The following is a 17,245-nucleotide window of genomic DNA, read 5'->3' as shown; positions in this document are numbered from 1 at the left end:
GAAGGCAGCGCCCTATTACGATGGGGCGCAATGAGATCACGTGGTGCAACCGAAGTGCGGTATCGAGTCGGAGCGGTATCGGTGGTCGCAGCCGTCATTGCTGCCGCCCTCACCGGATGTACCCCCAAGCCCGACGGCCCGGAGCCGGCCGCTCAGGCATTTCTCGCCGCATTCGAGGCCAACGACATCGCCGCCGCGGCCGCGGACACCGACAAGCCCGACGCGGCGGCCACGGCACTCACCGAGGCGTGGACCAATCTCCAGGCCGAGGCTCTGGAAGCCGAGACGACGTCGGTGCAGGTCCAGGGGGACACTGCCACGGTCGGCTACACCTACACCTGGCAGCTTCCGAAGGATCGGGTGTGGACGTACGACGGTCAACTGAACATGGGCCGCAGCGAGGGGGAGTGGGTGGTGCGCTGGACGGCGTCGGACATCCATCCCAAGCTCGGCGACACCCAGACGATGTCCTTGCGGTCCACAGCGGCACCGCGTGCACGAGTCAACGAGCGCTCCGGCACCGACGTGCTGGTGCCCGGGGTGGTGCACCGAATCAAGTTCGACGCGGCGAATGCGAACAACGTGGTGGCCTCGGCGACGGCGCTATCGACGTTGCTGACGCCCTTCGATGCGTCCATCACCGCGCAGTCCATCGTCGAGTCCGCCACCTCGGTCGACGGCGACTACCCGGTGGTCCTGCTTCGAGACAGTGACTACCAGCCCATCTCGGCCGCACTGACCGAGATCCCTGGAGTCACCGCGTCCGACGAATCGGATCTGGTGTCCACCGACCCCACGTTCGCGCCGGACCTGGTGGGCCAGGTCAAGAAGGCCGTCATCGACGAGGTCGACGGCAAGGCGGGGTGGAGCGTGGTGACCACGAACCGCAACGGCGTCGACATCGATGTCCTCACCGATACCCCGCCGGAGCCCTCTCCGTCGTTCTCGATCAGTCTCGATCGCAACATTCAGGTCGCGGCACAGCGAGCGGTGAATGCGCGCACCGAGCAGGCGATGACGGTGGTCATCCAGCCGTCGACCGGTGCCATCCTGGCGGTGGCACAGAACCCGGCAGCCGATCGGGACGGGCCGGTCGCGTCGGCCGGTCTGTACCCACCCGGATCGACGTTCAAGATCGTCACCGCCGGTGCCGCCATCTCGAGCGGACTCGCGACTCCGGGCAGTACTGTTCCGTGTCCGGGGCGGATCGTGATCGGCGAGCGCAGCGTGCCCAACTACAACGAGTTCGCACTGGGTGACGTGACGATGAGCACTGCGTTCACCCGATCGTGCAACACCTCGTTCGCCAAGCTGGCCAGCGAGATGGCCCCCGACGCATTGACCGTCGCGGCCTCTCAGTTCGGTGTCGGCCCGGACTACGACGTCGTCGGATTGCCGACCGATTCCGGTTCGGTGCCACCGGCCGAAGAGCTCGTCCAGCGCACCGAGGACGGCTTCGGTCAGGGCCGAGTGGTCGTGTCGACGTTCGGTATGGCCCTGGCCGCCGCGACGGTGGCTCATGGCTCGACGCCGGTGCCGAACCTCCTGGTCGGACGCGACACCGTGATCGACGGAGACCATCCGCCGATCGAACCGGCGATGGTGGACGGACTGCGCGGGATGATGCGTTCGGTGGTCACCAGCGGCACGGCCGAACGCATCGCAGACCAGGGCGAGGTCTACGGAAAGACCGGTGAAGCGGAGGTCGACGGCGGTTCGCACTCGTGGTTCGTCGGCTATCGCGGAGACATCGCTTTCGCCACCCTCGTGGTGCGCGGCGGCAGCTCGGACAACGCGGTCGCGGTGACCCGAGAGATGTTCGAGCAACTGCCGCCGGGTTACTGACCGCGCTGCGGCGGCGCGTGGTTCAGGAAGGCAGAACGCCGAGTCGGCGGCACGCCACCACGGCTTCGTATCGGGTGTGCGAATCGGTTTTGCGCATCACACTGCGCAGGTACGACTTGACCGTCTCGGCACCGATCGACAGGCGCGCAGCGACCTCGATGTTGGTGCAGCCCAACGCAACCTGCGCGATGACGTCGATCTCGCGTGGCGTCAACGATTGCGAGACTTCCTGGGACCGCGGGTCGCGGGGTAGCTCCTGACCGAGTGACGCGGCCACACGCGCGGCGACTGCGTCGAGTCTGCGCCTGATCGATGCGTCGCCGATCGACCGGGCCAGATCGGACAGTTCCTCGTGGACGCTGCGCAGCTCGGCCGCACGCGAGACATCCGAGTCGAGCATCGACCGGGTCGTCGCCAGCAGACGGATCCTGCGGTCGACCTCGTCACGCACGGAGATCTCCTGGCCGAGCCGCCTGGCTGCGGTCGTCATGATGTCGCCGACACGATCTCCTAGTGGGCCGCGTTCGCGTAGCGCCGCGTACATCACTATGCGCGCGACTCCGGCCACGACCACCGGTACTGCCAGTATCGACTTGAGGCCCTCACCGAGCACCGGTCGATCGAAGTGATGGGTGATCGACATCGATGCGCCGTAATCGCTCACGGCCGCGGGCCTGCGCTGTTCCATGACCCGTCCGCCGAGGCCGGATCTGGGTGGGATGGCGAGTCCGTCCAGGCCGCGGGTTCTGGTTCCGTGGAACTCACTCAGGTACAGGGTCTCCGAGGAGACCTCGCCGCCGAACACGACGGGCACGTCGGACGTCGCTGCCACCTGGCGCAGCTCGGCGCGCAGGGCATCACCGTCACGGGGCCGCAACAGATTCGAATGGACCACGATGCTTCCTTTCTCGTGTCGGTTGCACGAGCGACGAACGTGATCCAGATCATATCCGCACCGGCGTGCGATGTTTCGACTGGTACGGGCACCGCGCTGCGGTTCGGGGCCCAATACGAGCCGACTACTCTGGACGCCATGTCTGTGACCGCCGAGAGCAAGCCCCGTCAGCCACTCGTACCAGGCGTCGTATCGCCCGTCCTTCCGGTGCCGAAGTCGATCGAGCGCCCCGAATACGCGTGGAAGTCGACCGTGGCTGAGGGTAGCGAGCCCTGGGTCCAGACCCCCGAGGTCATCGAGAAGATGCGGGTGGCGTCGAAGATCGCGGCGAGGGCGCTGCAGGAAGCGGGCCGGGCGGTGGCGCCGGGAGTCACCACCGACGAGCTGGACCGCATTGCCCACGAGTACATGATCGATCACGGCGCATACCCGTCCACGTTGGGCTACAAGGGGTTTCCGAAGTCCTGCTGCACCTCCCTCAACGAGGTCATCTGCCACGGCATCCCGGATTCCACGGTGATCCAGGACGGCGACATCGTCAACATCGACGTCACCGCGTACATCGACGGCGTCCACGGCGACACCAACGCAACCTTCCTGGCCGGCAACGTCTCCGAGGAAGCCCGCCTGCTGGTCGAGCGCACCCACGAGGCCACCATGCGTGCCATCAAGGCGGTCAAGCCGGGTCGCGCGCTGAACGTGATCGGCCGCGTCATCGAGTCGTATGCGCACCGGTTCGGCTACGGCGTGGTGGAGGACTTCACCGGCCACGGCATTGGTACCACCTTCCACAACGGTCTCGTCGTGCTGCACTACGACCAGCCGTCGGTGGACACCGTCATCGAACCGGGGATGACGTTCACGATCGAACCGATGATCAACCTGGGCACGATCAACGCCGAGATGTGGGACGACGGCTGGACGGTGGTCACGCACGACAAGAAGTGGACCGCGCAGTTCGAGCACACGCTCGTGGTGACCGAGACGGGCAGCGAGATCCTGACACTGCCGTGAGCGGAGCCTGCGTAGCGAATCGAGATCTGATACTGCCGTGAAAGGCGCTCTGTTGGTCGCCGGGACGACGTCCGACGCGGGCAAGAGTGTGTTGGTCGCCGGGCTGTGCCGGATGCTGTCGCGGCGGGGCGTGCGGGTGGCTCCGTTCAAGGCGCAGAACATGTCCAACAATTCGGTGGTCACGCTCGACGGCGGTGAGATCGGTCGAGCCCAGGCGATGCAGGCGGCGGCCTGTGGTCTCGAGCCGAGTGTGCGGTTCAATCCGGTGTTGCTGAAACCGGGCAGTGACCGGACGTCGCAGTTGGTGGTGCGGGGGCGGGCCGTGGCGCAGGTGAGCGCGAGCAACTACATCGAGCATCGGCAGTCGTTGCGCGCCGTGGTGGCGGACGAATTGGCCTCTCTGCGTGCAGAATTCGACGTGGTGATCTGCGAGGGCGCGGGCTCGCCCGCCGAGATCAATCTGCGCGCCACGGATTTGGCCAACATGGGGTTGGCGACGGCGGCATCGCTGCCGGTGATCGTGGTGGGGGATATCGATCGCGGGGGAGTGCTGGCCCATCTGTTCGGCACCGTGGCCGTGCTGTCTCCGCAGGATCAGGCGCTCGTCGCCGGGTTCGTGATCAACAAGTTCCGCGGCGATCCCGCTCTGCTGGCACCCGGTCTCGACCAGCTGCGCGCGTTGACCGGACGGCCGACGTACGGTGTCGTCCCCTTCGCCGACGGATTGTGGATGGACGCCGAGGATTCACTCGGAACCGTCCCCGATGCTCCGGTGGGGCGTCCGCGTCCACCACACGGCTCGCAGTGGTTACGCGTCGCGGCGGTGCGTTTGCCGAGAATCTCCAACACCACCGATGTCGAGGCGTTGGCCTGCGAGCCCGGGGTGTCGGTGCACTGGGTCACCGAACCGTCCCGGCTCGAGGACGTGGATCTGGTGGTCGTTCCGGGTAGCAAGTCCACCGTGTCGGATCTGGAGTGGCTGCGGCGCAGCGGTCTTGCCGATGCGATCGCGGCACTCGGGGCAGCGGGACTTCCGGTTCTGGGGATCTGCGGTGGGTATCAGATGTTGGGTCGAACGATCGACGACACCGTCGAATCCGGAGCCGGTTCGGTCCAGGGGCTCGGTCTGCTCGACCTTTCGGTCGAGTTCGCGGCCGACAAAGTGCTCGCGCAGGTGACGGGGCGATCGATACAGTTCGGCTCGAATTCCGTGTCGGGCTACGAAATTCACCACGGCCGGGTCGTGTGGAACGGCGACGATGCGCTTCTCGCTGCTGCGTCGGGTGGCCCGGAGGGCAGTGTGCGCGGCGGTGTCGTGGGAACCCACTGGCACGGCCTGCTCGAGTCCGACGACTTCCGGCGTTCGTTCCTCACCTGGGTGGCAGAGAAATCGGGCCGTGCCGGCTTCGTGGTGGCACCCGCTACATCGGTCGCTGCGATGCGCGAGCAGCAGTTGGACCTGCTGGCCGATCTGGTGGAGCACAACCTCGACGTCGACGCCATGCTCGACCTCATCGAGCACGGCGTCGATCCTGCGACGAAAAAGATTGTCACGCAGTTGCTTTGAGAAGGCCGAACCAGCTGGCCACGGACAGCACGGCGGTGATGACCAAGGGGATGACCACGAGTAAAAGTATGCGCGGGGTGTCGGTGAAGAAGCTGCCGATGTTCGGCCACCACTGTTGCCAGGTCACGAGAATCGATCCGCCGCCGAAGAATACGAGCGCACCGAGCCCGAGGGTGAACAATCCATTGACGCGGTACCGCCGATAGACGACGCCGATGAATGCGCCGATTCCGCCGATCACCAGCAGTCCGGTCACCAGGGCCGCCCATTGGAGCACAGGATTGTCGGTGGCAGCGCGGGCGATTCCGAACATTCGGATCTTCTTACCGAAACCACCCGTGGCGGACTCGACGGCCGACAGCACATAGATGATCGTGCCGATCGCGACGGATTGTGCGATACCCACCAACGCTGTCGCCGAGAGGAATTCGCGCCGGGTGATGCTCAAACCCAGCGCGTACGGAAAGACCTGCGTGATGGCGGAGAGGTAGAAGGCGAGGGCAAAACCGTACACAGCGAAGACTCCGCCGGTGAAATTCGATTCCGATTCGGTGTCCGGAACGACGGAGAACAGGCCGTACGTGACAACGAACACGATGGCGAGTATGCCCAGCGGCCAGGCGAATGTTGTTGCCCACGAGGTGTTGTGGATTCGAGCGACGTTCAGTATTCGTTTCATGACACTGCCTCCTCGGTGTCGGCGGTGGTCCGTTCGATGATCAACTGCTGCAACGGGACCGGTTCGATGGTGAGCCCTCCTGCGGCACCGTCCGATTTCTGCCGGTCGGTCAGTCGGCCGTCGATCGTGGCTCGAGCGCTCGCGCCGAGTGCCGTGCGATGCAGGGTTCGATGGCCCGAGACGAACGAGTCGACGGCTCCCGTCGGTCCGGTGATCTCGAACGCGCTCTCGCGTAGGTCGTCCGAGTCGGCGTCGAGCAGAATCTTTCCCTTGTCGATGAGAATCACGTGTTCGATCAGATCGCTGACCTCGTCGATGAGATGGGTGGACAGGATCACCGTCCTGGGATTTTCGGAGTAGTCGGCCAGCAATCTGTCGTAGAACAGGTGTCGGGAGACTGCGTCCAGTCCGAGATACGGCTCGTCGAATAAGGTCAGCGGTGCCCGAGATGCGAGTCCGATGACGATGCCCAGAGCCGACGTCATTCCGCGGGAGAGCTTCTTGATCTTGCGACCGAGGGGCAGGTCGAAGTCGCGCAGCAACTCGGCGGCGAAGTCGTTGTCCCAGTGCGGAAGAATGTGCGAGGCATGCGAAACGGCGTGCTTGACCTTCAAGTCGTCGGGGTACTTCTGGCTCTCCTTGACGAAGCACACGTGACTCAGTGGAAACGGGTTCTCCCACGGATGGTGCCCGAATATCGAGACCTCGCCCGCGCTCTGGCGCATCTGCGCGGTCATCATCTGCATGACGGTGGTCTTGCCTGCGCCGTTGCGGCCGAGAAAGCCGTAGATCTTGTTCTGTTCGATCTCGAAGCTCACGTCGTCGACAGCGGTGAACGAGCCGAACTTCTTGGTCAGGTGATGGGCCGACGCGACCACGCGGACACCTTCGCCGGTCGGATCGAATTCATGGATGCTCATCGCGCTGCCTCCCAGTTGTCGAGCATTGTCTTGAGTTCGTCGACGGTCATGCCGAGCTTGCGTGCCTCGGTGACGAGCGGGTCGATGTACTGGCGAGCGAAGAGGTCGCGGCGACGGAATCGAAGAGCGTCGCGAGCGCCTGTGGTGACGAACATTCCGATTCCTCGTTTCTTGTAGACGACGCCGTCGGCGACGAGCTTGGCGAGTCCCTTGCCTGCGGTGGCCGGGTTGATTCGATGGAACGCGGCCAGTTCGTTGGTCGAGGGGACCTGCTCTTCCTCTGCCAGGGAGCCGTCGATGATGGAGTTCTCGACCATCTCGGCGATCTGCAGGAAGATCGGCCTGCCCTCGTCCATCAGAACCACCGCCGATGCGTCGAGGTTGGTCGCCTCGTTGGTTCATTACTCATGTAACTAACCATAGAACCGATGTGGGGTCGGCGCAAGAGGCAGTACCGTCGTCCCCATGGAGTTCACGCATGTGAGTGCTGCGGGTGGGCAATGTTCGGTGCGGGTCGCAGGCCCGGACAGCAGGCACGCCGTTCTCTTGCTTCCCGATGCAGGCGATCCGGTGGATGTGTACGACGCCGTCAGTGAACGGCTGCACAATTCGGATCTGAAAACCGTTGCGCTGGAAAGCATCGACGGTGTCAGCGACGACGCGATCCTGACGGTTCTGGACGAGCTGAAGCTGTCGTGGGTGCATCTCGTCGGCAGCGGCGCGGGTGCGGAGTCGGCCTGGACGCTGGCTGCCAAGACCTTCGGTCGCTTCGCCAGCCTGATCGCGGTGAACCGTTGCCACCCCGCGATCGCCGACGAGCAGGGCACCGTGCGCGCCGCGGACTGCCCCCCGGTCGAGTTGCCGACGACACTGGTCGTCGGCTCCTCACTGGGCCGCGCATCCGCCGACGCGAGCGGTCGGTTCGTCTACTCGGACTTCCGCGTGGTCCAGCTCGACGGCGCCGCTAATGTCGTCGCCGACGAGCCGGCCGCGCTGGCAACGGAAATTGTGCTCCGCACCAGCCCCTGGTGACCGGAACTACAGGTCGAGTCCCAGCAGAGCGTTCTCGACAACCTCGGGCAGGCCGGGGTGAATCCAGTACTGGCCACGGGCCATGTCCTGGGCGGACAGGCCGAAGCTCATCGCCTGGATGAGGGGCTGAATCAGGGTCGGTGCCTGAGCGCCGATGATGTGCGCGCCGAGGATCTTCCCGGTGACCTTCTCGGCGATGATCTTGCACAGACCTTCGCTGTCCTCCATCGCCCAGCCGTAGGCGACATCCCCGTAGTTCTGGACCTTGACGGTGATGTCCAGGCCCGCGTCACGGGCTTGATCCTCGGTCATGCCCACCTCGGCGATCTGCGGATCGGTGAACACCGCCGCGGGAACGAATCGGTGGTCGTTGGTGCGCAGTGCGGCGGTGTCCCCGCGCCACGCGTCGTGCAGCAGGTTGTGCTGAACCACTCGTGCTTCCTGGTTGGCCACATGCTTGAGCTGGTAGGGCGACGAGACGTCGCCGAGAGCGAACACGCCCTCGGCGGTGGTGCGGCCGAACTCGTCCACCACGATGCGTCCCTCGTCGTCCATGTCGATGCCTGCCGTGTCCAGACCGAGACGGTCACCGTTCGGCTCACGGCCCACAGCGATGAGGAAGGCGTCGCCGACGACTTTGGTGCCGTCGGCCAGTTCGACTCCGTGCAGTGTGCCGTCGGTCACGGGCCGGGTCTCACCGGAGTCGAGATGGACGTCCCACTTGGCGCGGGCGAGATCGGTGAACCGCTGCGAGATGTCGGCGTCCAGCGCGCGGAGCAAGGTGTCCTTGCGGGCGACGATCGACACCTTGGAGCCGAGGGCGGAGAACACGTGCGCGAATTCCGCTGCGATGTAACCGGATCCGAGAATCACCAGATGCTCGGGCAGCTCGCGCAGACGCATCACGTCGCCGTTGGTGTGGTACTTCACGCCCGAATCGGCGAAGGACTGCGGCACCACCGGTCGGGATCCGGCAGCGATGACGATCTGGTCGGCGGTGATGACGGTGCCCGTGCCGGTATCGATCGTGCGCGGGCCGACGAAGGTGGCATGCCCCTCGAACAGGGTGACATTGGGGCTGCCCTCGGCGCGGTAACGCTTGCCGCCCTCCGAGATGGGGTCGATGCGGCCGAAGACGCGGTCGACGATGTCCGGCCAGCGCACCGCGTCCACATGGGCGTCGACACCGTATTTCGCGGAATCACGCACCGTCCGCGCGACTTCGGCTGCGTAGACGAACATCTTCGTGGGAATGCAGCCGACGTTGAGGCAGGTGCCGCCGAAGGTCGAGTTCTCTTCGAGCAGGGCGATCTTCTTGTCCTCGAAGCGCGAATCGGCGATGGAGTTGCCGGATCCGGAGCCGATGATCGCGACGTCGAAATGCTCGGTCATGAAATGTGCCCGCTCTCGGTGTGGTCCTTGCCCGACGCGTGGTCGGAGCTCTCGCTTCGATGCAACCAGTCGATCCACTCGTCCATTTCCTCGAAGGCCCGCGCTCGTGGGGCCTCGGTGGACAGGAAGACGTCGTGGCGGGCCCCCTCGATGGGCACGATCGTGGTGCGGTCACCCAGGCAGCCGGCCCAGCGGGCGATCTGGCGAACGTCCAGTACGGCATCTGCGGCGTCGACGGCGGAGCTGTACCGGCGTGAGAAGTGCGTCACTTTCGAGCGCAGAATCAGTGCGGGGATGCCGATGTCGAGGCCGCGATGGAGTTCGGCGTGACCGTGGCGGACGGCGCGGATCCAGCCGAAGGTGATGGGGAAGCCGGCGAGTGGCTTCCAGTCGAGGTCGTAGTCCCATTCGCCTTTCTCGGACGCAGCGAGCGACAGACCGTAGGTGTCGAGGCCGCCGCCGGGGACCTGCGCCTTGGACCGGAATCGGCCGATGACGTCGATCGCTGCGGTGCCGACGCTGCGAATGGCGGGCGGACCCTGCAGGTCGAACCACGGGCTGTTGAGCACCACGCCTGCCAGGCCGAGGCCTGCGGACCCGCCTTCTCGGCGGTTGAGGCGGTTCAGCCAGAGCGGCAGTACGAGCCCGCCCGTCGAGTGCGCCATGAGCAGCACCGGGGCGTCGGCGCGTTCGGCGCGGACCAGGGCGAGAGCCTCGTTGAGCTCGGTGTCGTACATCCCCAGATCCGTCACGAAGTGCGCGGTCTGACCCTCACGGCGCGAGCGTCCGCATTTACGCAGGTCCAGCGCGTAGAACGCGTATCCCTTCTCCGCGAAGTGCTCGGCGATGTGTCGCTGGAAGAAGTAGTCGGTGAAACCGTGGACGTAGATCACCGCGCGCTCGAAGTTCGCAGCGCCCGACGGTTGATACCGCACGAGAGTGGCCTCGACCTGCCCCTCGCCGTCCGGATCGTCACCGAGTGGAATGGTCGTCTGTTCGTAGCCGTCGCCGAGGACATCGGGCACCCAGGTAGTCACAGATCACAACTGTAGTGGGCGCCGCGGACGGCGTCCGAGGAGCACAATCGAGACCGGGTTGACGTGGTGTCCGATGGGGTAGGCCCAGCTAGTAACCTGACCGCACCGGGTGAGTAGCCCCTCTACAGCAGAGTTCTTCGGTCGATGCCGCCACCGGCCGAGATCTCGACAGACAAGGAAGTCGATTCTCCAGTGTCCAAAGATGAGCAGGGTAAGCGGATCAAGACCGACGTCGTTCTGGTCGGTGCCGGAATCATGAGCGCCACCCTCGGTGCGCTGCTCCGTCAGCTCGAGCCGAACTGGTCGATCGACGTCTACGAGCGGCTCGACGCGGCCGCGGCCGAGAGCAGCGACGCGTGGAACAACGCGGGCACCGGTCACTCGGCACTGTGCGAGCTGAACTACACGCCGCAGAACAAGGACGGCAGCGTCGATATCGCCAAGGCGCTCAACGTCAACGAGCAGTTCCAGGTGTCGCGTCAGTTCTGGGCCCACGGCATCGAGACCGGTGTTCTCTCCGACGCCAAGAACTTCATCAACCCCATTCCGCACGTGAGCTTCGTGCACGGGGCCGAGAACGCGAAGTACCTCCGGGCTCGGTACGAGGCGCTCGTGGGCAACCCACTGTTCGCAGGCATGGAGTACATCGACTCCAAGGACGAGTTCTCGGCGCGACTGCCGTTGATGGCCAAGGGCCGTGACTTCTCGGATCCGGTGGCGCTGAACTGGAGCCAGGAGGGCACCGACGTCGATTTCGGCGCACTCACCAAGCAGCTGCTGAACTACCTGTCGTCCGCGGGCGGCACCGTGCACTTCGGCCACGATGTGCGCAACATCACCAAGCAGTCCGACGGCACCTGGGACGTCAAGGTCGCCAACCAGCGCACCGGCGCGAAGAAGACCGTCAACGCCAAGTTCGTGTTCGTCGGTGCAGGCGGCGGCGCACTGCACCTGCTGCAGAAGTCCGGGATCGCGGAGATCAAGGGATTCGGCGGCTTCCCGGTCAGCGGCGAGTGGTTGCGGTGCACCGATCCGGCCCTGATCGAGCAGCATTCGGCCAAGGTGTACGGCAAGGCGTCGGTCGGAGCTCCGCCGATGTCGGTGCCGCACCTCGACACCCGCGTGATCAACGGCCAGCAGGGTCTGCTGTTCGGCCCGTACGCCGGTTGGTCGCCCAAGTTCCTCAAGCAGGGCAAGATCACCGACCTGCCCAGCTCGGTCAAGCCCGGCAACCTGATGTCGATGCTCGGAGTCGGCGTGACCGAACTCGGACTCGTCAAGTACCTGGTCAGTGAGTTGGCTCAGTCGCAGGCGGATCGTGTCGAGACGCTGCGCGAGTTCGCGCCCTCGGTGCTCGGCGAGAACTGGGAGCTCGTCACCGCGGGTCAGCGCGTCCAGGTGATCCGTAAGAAGGGTCGCGGCGGGGTGCTCGAATTCGGCACCGCCGTGGTCAACGCTGCGGACGGCACGATCGCGGGACTGCTCGGTGCCTCGCCCGGTGCCTCCACTGCTGTTCCGGCCATGCTGGACGTGCTGCAGCGTTGCTTCGGAGACAAGTACGACGCGTGGCAGCCCAAGCTCAAGGAAATGGTCCCCTCGCTCGGGGTCAAGCTGGCGCAGAACAGCTCGTTGTTCGACGAGGTCTGGGGCTGGACGTCGAAGACACTGGAACTCGAAAACACGCGTGAGCTCGCACAGCCCACGGGTGTGTGATAGCAAAAGGTATGAATACGCAAGCAGCAGCTCTCAAACGATCATGGGCACTAGACCTGTCCAACAGCACGTTGTACGACCTGTTGAAGCTGCGTGTCGAGGTGTTCGTGGTCGAGCAGGCGTGTGCGTACCCGGAGTTGGACGGGCGTGACCTGCTGACCGAGACACGGCACTTCTGGCTCGAACGGGACGGCGAAGTAGTGTGCACACTCCGCTTGCTCGAGGAGCACGACGACGGCGAGAAGGCGTTCCGTATCGGCCGGCTCTGCACGCAGCGTTCGGCCAGGGGACAGGGCCACACCACGCGAATTCTGCGGGCCGCGCTTGCCGAGGTCGGCTCTGCCCCGTGCCGGATCAACGCTCAGAGCTACCTCGTCGACATGTACGCCAAGCACGGGTTCCTGCCCGACGGCGAGGAAGTTCTCGAGGACGGTATTCCGCACACCCCGATGCGGCGGGGCGGCGGCACCGCCTGGAGCGAGGCCTGACCTTTCGTAGTACTGGACGAACGAATGCCACACCCGGTCCACACCGTGTGTGGCATTCGTTCGTTCGGCGGTAGTGTTCCGTTCGAAGTCGGTCGCGGAGAAGTCCTGTGTCAATCAGGCGCGGTCCCGCCACTGTGTTCAGGAGAATCTTCGATCAGGAGATTTCCCTGTCAGCCAGATCGCCGCCCGGCTTCGCGTATCTCGACCGAACGTCCGGCGCGGAACTCCGGGCACGAAGGGAATTGGCTGTGCAGCGAAGTGGGAGTGTTCCCGAACCGGGATATCCGTTCAGTGCGATCGTCGGTCAGGATCAACTGAGGTTGTCGTTGATTCTGTGCGCTGTGCACCCCGGTATCGGCGGTGTACTGGTGCGAGGAGAGAAGGGCACCGCGAAATCGACGGTGGTGCGCGCACTCGCGACCCTGCTGCCCGCCGTGGAGGACGAGGACGGCTCGCGCCCGGCGAAGCTCGTCGAACTCCCGGTGGGGGCAACCGAGGACCGAGTGGTGGGATCCATCGACCTCGAGAAGGTTCTGCGCGACGGCGAACGTGCGTTTCAACCCGGTCTCCTCGCGGCCGCGCACCGTGGTGTTCTCTACGTCGACGAAGTGAACCTGCTGCACGATCATCTGGTCGACGTGCTGCTCGACGCGGCCGCAATGGGCCGGGTGCACGTCGAGCGTGACGGTGTATCTCATTCTCACCCTGCGCAATTCGTGCTCGTCGGCACGATGAATCCCGAGGAGGGTGAGCTTCGCCCGCAGCTGCTCGACCGGTTCGGTCTGGCTGTGGAGGTGACGGCTTCGCGGGACGTGGACGTCCGAATGAACGTCGTCCGCCGCCGGATGAACTACGAGCGTGATCCGCACGCGTTCGCCGCCGAATTCCGCAACGACGACATCGCCGTGGCCGAGCAGATTCTGGCCGCCCGGAAGATTCTCGACGATGTGGTGTTGAGCGACAAGGAACTTCGGCGTATCGCCGCGCTGTGTGCGTCCTTCGACGTCGACGGTATGCGCGCCGATCTGGTGCTGGCTCGTACCGCGTCCGCCCACGCCGCCTGGCGAGGCGCGAGCGAGGTGGCCGAGGAGGACGTGCGGATTGCCGCCGAACTGGCTCTGCCGCACCGGCGTCGGCGCGATCCCTTCGACGAGCCGGGCATCGACGACAAGCAGTTGGACGAGGCCATGCGGGACGCCGCCGAACAGGCCGAGCAACAACCCGATCCGGAGCCCGACCCCGACGGCGGCGGGGGAGCGCCCGAGCCCGAGGCCCCCGACGATGACTCCCAGTCCCCGCCCTCCGATTCACCGTCCTCCGATTCGCGCGACGAGTCGAAGCAACCACCGCCGTCCTCGGGTACCGGCAGCGAGAAGCAGGCAGGCACTCCGGGTGCACAGTTCAGAGCGCGGTTGCTCGAGGTTCCCGGAGTGGGCGAGGGCGCGCCCGGCCGACGATCACGGTCACGGTCCTCGCACGGACGGTCGGTACGGCCCACCGTCGAGGCAGGCAAGGGTCTGCACCTGGTGGGCACCCTGTTCGCCGCGGCCGAGCAGCAGGTCGTCCGCGGCCGCACGTCCGGCCGGTTGAAGCTCGCGCCTGCGGATCTGCGGGGCGCGATCAAGGAGGGGCGCGAGGGCAACCTGATCGTCTTCGTCGTCGACGCCTCGGGTTCGATGGCTGCGCGAGATCGATTGTCCGCGGTGACCGGTGCGGTGCTGTCGCTGCTGCGCGATGCGTATCAGCGCCGCGACAAGGTCGCCGTCATCACTGTGCGCGGCACGGAAGCCGAGACGGTGTTGCCGCCGACGTCGTCGGTGGATGTGGCCGTGACGCGGCTGCGGAAGATGAAGACGGGCGGCAGATCTCCACTGGCGCAGGGCTTTCTGCAGGCACGTGAACTCGTTCTGCGAGAGCGTGTTCGAGATCCGTTGCGCCGCGCGTTGGTGGTTGCGCTGACCGACGGACGGGCCACCGGCGGTACCGATCCCGTCGGCCGAGCGCGCATCGCCGCCCGGCGCATCGCGTCGGACAAGATCGCCTCCGTCGTCGTCGACTGCGAATCGGGAATGGTCCGCCTCGGACTCGCGGCCGATTTCGCGGCGTGCCTCGGCGGCGGTTACGTGGCGCTCGCGGATCTGTCGGCCGAACAGGTCGCCGCCGTCGTTCGCGCAGCGGCGTAGGGGGTACGCGATGCCTCAGGGTGTACCGGCTCCCGGAACCGTTCCGCAGGACGGCCTCACGACGCGTCAGCGCCGCAACCTGCCCGTGCTCGCCGTGCACACCGGACCGGGCAAGGGGAAATCGACGGCCGCATTCGGAATGGCGTTGCGGGCCTGGAATCAGGGTTTCGACGTCGGCGTGTTCCAGTTCGTCAAGAGTGCCAAGTGGAAGGTCGGCGAGGAAGCGGCGTTTCGCACACTCGGCGAACTGCACGAGAGCACCGGGGTCGGCGGAGCCGTCGAATGGCACAAGATGGGCGAGGGGTGGTCGTGGACTCGCAAGAAGGGCAGCGACGTCGACCACGCCGAGGCCGCGGCGCAGGGCTGGCAGGAGATCGCCCGGCGAATCGAGCAGCAGTCGCACCGTTTCTATGTGCTGGACGAGTTCACCTACCCACTCAAGTGGGGGTGGGTCGACGTCGCCGAGGTGGTCGACGTCCTGACCCACCGACCGGGAAGCCAGCACGTCGTCATCACCGGACGCGACGCACCCCGTGAACTGATCGAGGCTGCAGATCTGGTCACCGAGATGGCCAAGGTAAAGCATCCGATGGACGCGGGACGCAAGGGTCAGCGAGGCATCGAATGGTGAGCGCGTCGTGTCCCGCAGTGGTGATCGCGGCCCCCGCGTCGGGTAGTGGAAAGACGACGGTGGCGACCGGGCTGATGGGCGCGCTGCGCAGCGCCGGCCGCACCGTCGCATCGTTCAAGGTGGGTCCGGACTACATCGACCCCGGATATCACTCGCTCGCGGCCGGGCTCCCCGGCCGCAACCTCGACGCGGTGATGGTCGGTGCCGACCGCATCGGGCCCTTGTTCCGACACGGCAGTCGGGGCTGCGACATCGCGGTCGTCGAGGGCGTCATGGGACTGTTCGACGGCAAGATCGACATGACCGGCCCTGGGGAGGCCTCCGCCGAGGGATCGACCGCGCGGGTGGCCGCCATGCTCGGTGCCCCGGTGATCCTGGTGGTCGACGCCCGCGGCCACAGTCAGTCGCTTGCCGCTGTGCTGCACGGGTTCTCGACGTTCGACGCCAGCGTCCGCATCGGCGGTGTGATTCTCAATCGCGTCGGCAGTCAGCGGCACGAGGACGTGCTGCGTCAAGCCTGCGAACGGGTGGGTGTTCCGGTACTCGGCGCGTTGCCGCGCATGAGCGAACTGGTGGTCCCGTCACGGCATCTGGGGTTGATCACCGCAGTCGAACACGGTGGTGCCGCAACCGATGCCGTGGAGGCGATGAGCGCTCTCGTCTCCCGGTTCGTCGACATCGAGGCAGTGAGCGCGCTGGCTCGATCGTCGGTGACAGCGCCGCAGTGGTCCCCGGAGAACGAGGTACGTACTTCCGAGGGATCGCCTGTGATCGCGGTGGCCGGTGGCCCCGCATTCACCTTCGGCTACACCGAACACGTCGAACTGCTCCGTGCAGCCGGGGCCGACGTCGCCGTGTTCGACCCGCTGCGTGACGGATTGCCGCCCGGCACAGCAGGAGTCGTTCTCCCCGGCGGATTCCCGGAGGAACATGCGGCCGCACTGTCGGCGAACGAACTACTGCTCGCCGACATTCGAGCAGCGGCAGCCCAGGGCTTGCCGATCCATGCCGAGTGCGCCGGATTGCTGTATCTGGCAAGGCGATTGGACGGTCATGCCATGGCGGGGGTCGTCGACGTGGACGCGGAATTCGGGAACACCCTCACTCTGGGATATCGCGATGCGGTTGCCCTCGAATCGTCCACTCTGTTCGACGCAGGCACCCGCGTCACCGGCCACGAGTTCCACCGCACGAAGCTCGTCGTGGGAGTGGAGCCTGCAGGAACGACCCGATTCGGGGACGTGCGCGAGGCGGCGTCGGCGGCCTGGGGCTGGCACAAGCAGACCGCCGACGGCAGAACTGCGGCGCGCGAGGGCTTCGTGCAGGGCGGCGTCCACGCGTCATACCTGCACACCCACGCCGCAGGCAATCCCGAGTCGATCACCCGATTCGTCTCCGCTGCCGTCGATTACGCGCGAGTGTAGAGCGGTCGCGAGAATGCGGGTGGTCGTCGGAATCGGTGCCCGTGCCGGTGTCGACGCTGCCGCCGTCGTGGCCGCGATCTCGACGGTGCTGCAACCGAACTGGCGTGTCGAGGCCATCGCCTCGATCGACCGAAAAGCAGAACTGGTGGCGGCGGTGGCGTCGAGCATGGGGGTTCGGGGAGTCACCTACTCGGCCGAGGAACTCTCGTCGGTGTCGACTCCCCACACATCTCGGCGGGTGTACGACGCCGTGGGAAGTACGAGCGTGGCCGAAGCCGCGACGCTGCTCGCAGGCTCGGCGCAGCAGTTGCTGATCCCGCGAACTGTCGGCGGAAAGGTCACCGTGGCGGTCGCCGCGGTGAGCGAGGTCGCGGCGAATTCGCCCGACTGACTGGCGAAAGCCGGCCGACGAGGGCACTGTGGAT

At 65.8% G+C, this 17,245-nt stretch carries 16 protein-coding genes and 1 riboswitch; of the genes, 10 read left to right on the top strand and 6 right to left on the bottom strand.

From position 1 onward, the window contains the following. The first annotated feature begins 30 nt into the window (after window positions 1-30). Entirely contained in the window at window positions 31-1,845 is a 1,815-nt protein-coding gene (locus AB0366_RS12325) for a penicillin-binding transpeptidase domain-containing protein (protein ID WP_366244174.1), read from the top strand. A 22-nt stretch (window positions 1,846-1,867) separates the two neighbouring features. On the opposite strand, the gene AB0366_RS12320 is transcribed toward AB0366_RS12325, so the two are convergent. After that, on the bottom strand, window positions 1,868-2,740 hold the full coding sequence (locus AB0366_RS12320) for a LuxR C-terminal-related transcriptional regulator (RefSeq protein ID WP_366244172.1): 873 nt from the start codon (window positions 2,738-2,740) through the stop codon (window positions 1,868-1,870). A gap of 138 nt (window positions 2,741-2,878) precedes the next feature. Between AB0366_RS12320 and map the strand changes: the two genes are divergently transcribed. Both map and AB0366_RS12310 read left to right on the top strand, forming a co-directional pair. Beyond that, window positions 2,879-3,754 (top strand): type I methionyl aminopeptidase, encoded by an 876-nt coding sequence (map, locus tag AB0366_RS12315; RefSeq protein WP_366244171.1) that lies wholly within the window; start codon window positions 2,879-2,881, stop codon window positions 3,752-3,754. 37 nt (window positions 3,755-3,791) lie between these two features. Further along, window positions 3,792-5,321: a cobyric acid synthase gene (locus tag AB0366_RS12310; RefSeq protein ID WP_366244170.1), complete on the top strand. Its 1,530-nt coding sequence runs from the start codon at window positions 3,792-3,794 to the stop codon at window positions 5,319-5,321. Here the strand turns inward: AB0366_RS12310 and AB0366_RS12305 are convergent. Genes AB0366_RS12305 through AB0366_RS12295 form a run of 3 tightly spaced genes read right to left on the bottom strand, consistent with a single transcriptional unit; the run spans window position 5,305 to window position 7,279 of the window. Further along, complete coding sequence (locus AB0366_RS12305; RefSeq protein WP_366244169.1) at window positions 5,305-6,000, bottom strand: ABC transporter permease; 696 nt, start codon at window positions 5,998-6,000, stop codon at window positions 5,305-5,307. The two genes, AB0366_RS12310 and AB0366_RS12305, sit on opposite strands and share 17 nt — an antisense overlap. Beyond that, window positions 5,997-6,920 carry an ABC transporter ATP-binding protein gene (locus AB0366_RS12300; protein WP_366244168.1) on the bottom strand — a complete coding sequence of 308 codons (924 nt, stop codon included), beginning with the start codon at window positions 6,918-6,920 and terminating at the stop codon, window positions 5,997-5,999. The genes AB0366_RS12305 and AB0366_RS12300 overlap by 4 nt, the downstream gene beginning before the upstream one ends. Then, complete coding sequence (locus tag AB0366_RS12295) at window positions 6,917-7,279, bottom strand: GntR family transcriptional regulator (protein WP_183130410.1); 363 nt, start codon at window positions 7,277-7,279, stop codon at window positions 6,917-6,919. The genes AB0366_RS12300 and AB0366_RS12295 overlap by 4 nt, the downstream gene beginning before the upstream one ends. Before the next feature lie 106 nt (window positions 7,280-7,385). On the opposite strand from AB0366_RS12295, the gene AB0366_RS12290 reads away from it, so the two are divergent. Continuing rightward, entirely contained in the window at window positions 7,386-7,952 is a 567-nt protein-coding gene (locus AB0366_RS12290) for an alpha/beta hydrolase (protein ID WP_366244167.1), read from the top strand. A 6-nt stretch (window positions 7,953-7,958) separates the two neighbouring features. Here the strand turns inward: AB0366_RS12290 and mtr are convergent, their stop codons facing one another. Next, window positions 7,959-9,344, bottom strand: coding sequence for a mycothione reductase (gene mtr, locus AB0366_RS12285; RefSeq protein WP_366244166.1), 1,386 nt, complete (start codon window positions 9,342-9,344; stop codon window positions 7,959-7,961). After that, window positions 9,341-10,381 carry an alpha/beta hydrolase gene (locus tag AB0366_RS12280; RefSeq protein ID WP_366244165.1) on the bottom strand — a complete coding sequence of 347 codons (1,041 nt, stop codon included), beginning with the start codon at window positions 10,379-10,381 and terminating at the stop codon, window positions 9,341-9,343. The genes mtr and AB0366_RS12280 overlap by 4 nt, the downstream gene beginning before the upstream one ends. Before the next feature lie 144 nt (window positions 10,382-10,525). On the opposite strand from AB0366_RS12280, the gene mqo reads away from it, so the two are divergent. The 6 genes from mqo to AB0366_RS12250 all read left to right on the top strand — a co-directional run bounded on the left by mqo (window position 10,526) and on the right by AB0366_RS12250 (window position 17,211). Beyond that, on the top strand, window positions 10,526-12,094 hold the full coding sequence (mqo, locus tag AB0366_RS12275; protein WP_366244164.1) for a malate dehydrogenase (quinone): 1,569 nt from the start codon (window positions 10,526-10,528) through the stop codon (window positions 12,092-12,094). Window positions 12,095-12,105: 11 nt separating this feature from the next. Further along, the gene (locus tag AB0366_RS12270; RefSeq protein WP_027496727.1) at window positions 12,106-12,582 is read left to right on the top strand and encodes a GNAT family N-acetyltransferase; all 477 of its coding nucleotides are present in this window, start codon (window positions 12,106-12,108) and stop codon (window positions 12,580-12,582) included. Window positions 12,583-12,633: 51 nt separating this feature from the next. Then, a riboswitch (cobalamin riboswitch) is annotated at window positions 12,634-12,784 on the top strand. A 40-nt stretch (window positions 12,785-12,824) separates the two neighbouring features. Then, window positions 12,825-14,765, top strand: coding sequence for a magnesium chelatase subunit D family protein (locus tag AB0366_RS12265; RefSeq protein ID WP_366244163.1), 1,941 nt, complete (start codon window positions 12,825-12,827; stop codon window positions 14,763-14,765). Between the two features lie 10 nt (window positions 14,766-14,775). Continuing rightward, the gene (gene cobO, locus AB0366_RS12260; RefSeq protein ID WP_366244162.1) at window positions 14,776-15,396 is read left to right on the top strand and encodes a cob(I)yrinic acid a,c-diamide adenosyltransferase; all 621 of its coding nucleotides are present in this window, start codon (window positions 14,776-14,778) and stop codon (window positions 15,394-15,396) included. Next, window positions 15,390-16,820: a cobyrinate a,c-diamide synthase gene (locus AB0366_RS12255; protein WP_366244161.1), complete on the top strand. Its 1,431-nt coding sequence runs from the start codon at window positions 15,390-15,392 to the stop codon at window positions 16,818-16,820. Before cobO ends, AB0366_RS12255 begins: the two co-directional genes overlap by 7 nt. Window positions 16,821-16,833: 13 nt before the next feature. Next, window positions 16,834-17,211 carry a cobalamin biosynthesis protein gene (locus AB0366_RS12250; RefSeq protein ID WP_366244160.1) on the top strand — a complete coding sequence of 126 codons (378 nt, stop codon included), beginning with the start codon at window positions 16,834-16,836 and terminating at the stop codon, window positions 17,209-17,211. The last annotated feature ends 34 nt before the right edge of the window (window positions 17,212-17,245 follow it).

Origin of the sequence: Rhodococcus sp. NPDC076796 (assembly GCF_040702765.1) — a bacterium.
In the GTDB taxonomy this organism is placed as follows: Bacteria; Actinomycetota; Actinomycetes; order Mycobacteriales; family Mycobacteriaceae; genus Rhodococcoides.
Note: the sequence above shows the minus strand (reverse complement) of the source record. Positions and strands in the feature narration are given on the sequence as shown.

Coding starts and splice junctions, on each gene's coding strand:
- map (WP_366244171.1), top strand. CDS start 2,879: ATGTCTGTGACCGCCGAGAGCAAGCCCCGTCAGCCACTCGTACCAGGC.
- mtr (WP_366244166.1), bottom strand. CDS start 9,344: ATGACCGAGCATTTCGACGTCGCGATCATCGGCTCCGGATCCGGCAAC.
- AB0366_RS12250 (WP_366244160.1), top strand. CDS start 16,834: ATGCGGGTGGTCGTCGGAATCGGTGCCCGTGCCGGTGTCGACGCTGCC.
- AB0366_RS12290 (WP_366244167.1), top strand. CDS start 7,386: ATGGAGTTCACGCATGTGAGTGCTGCGGGTGGGCAATGTTCGGTGCGG.
- AB0366_RS12325 (WP_366244174.1), top strand. CDS start 31: ATGAGATCACGTGGTGCAACCGAAGTGCGGTATCGAGTCGGAGCGGTA.
- mqo (WP_366244164.1), top strand. CDS start 10,526: ATGCCGCCACCGGCCGAGATCTCGACAGACAAGGAAGTCGATTCTCCA.
- AB0366_RS12255 (WP_366244161.1), top strand. CDS start 15,390: ATGGTGAGCGCGTCGTGTCCCGCAGTGGTGATCGCGGCCCCCGCGTCG.
- cobO (WP_366244162.1), top strand. CDS start 14,776: ATGCCTCAGGGTGTACCGGCTCCCGGAACCGTTCCGCAGGACGGCCTC.
- AB0366_RS12300 (WP_366244168.1), bottom strand. CDS start 6,920: ATGAGCATCCATGAATTCGATCCGACCGGCGAAGGTGTCCGCGTGGTC.
- AB0366_RS12270 (WP_027496727.1), top strand. CDS start 12,106: ATGAATACGCAAGCAGCAGCTCTCAAACGATCATGGGCACTAGACCTG.
- AB0366_RS12305 (WP_366244169.1), bottom strand. CDS start 6,000: ATGAAACGAATACTGAACGTCGCTCGAATCCACAACACCTCGTGGGCA.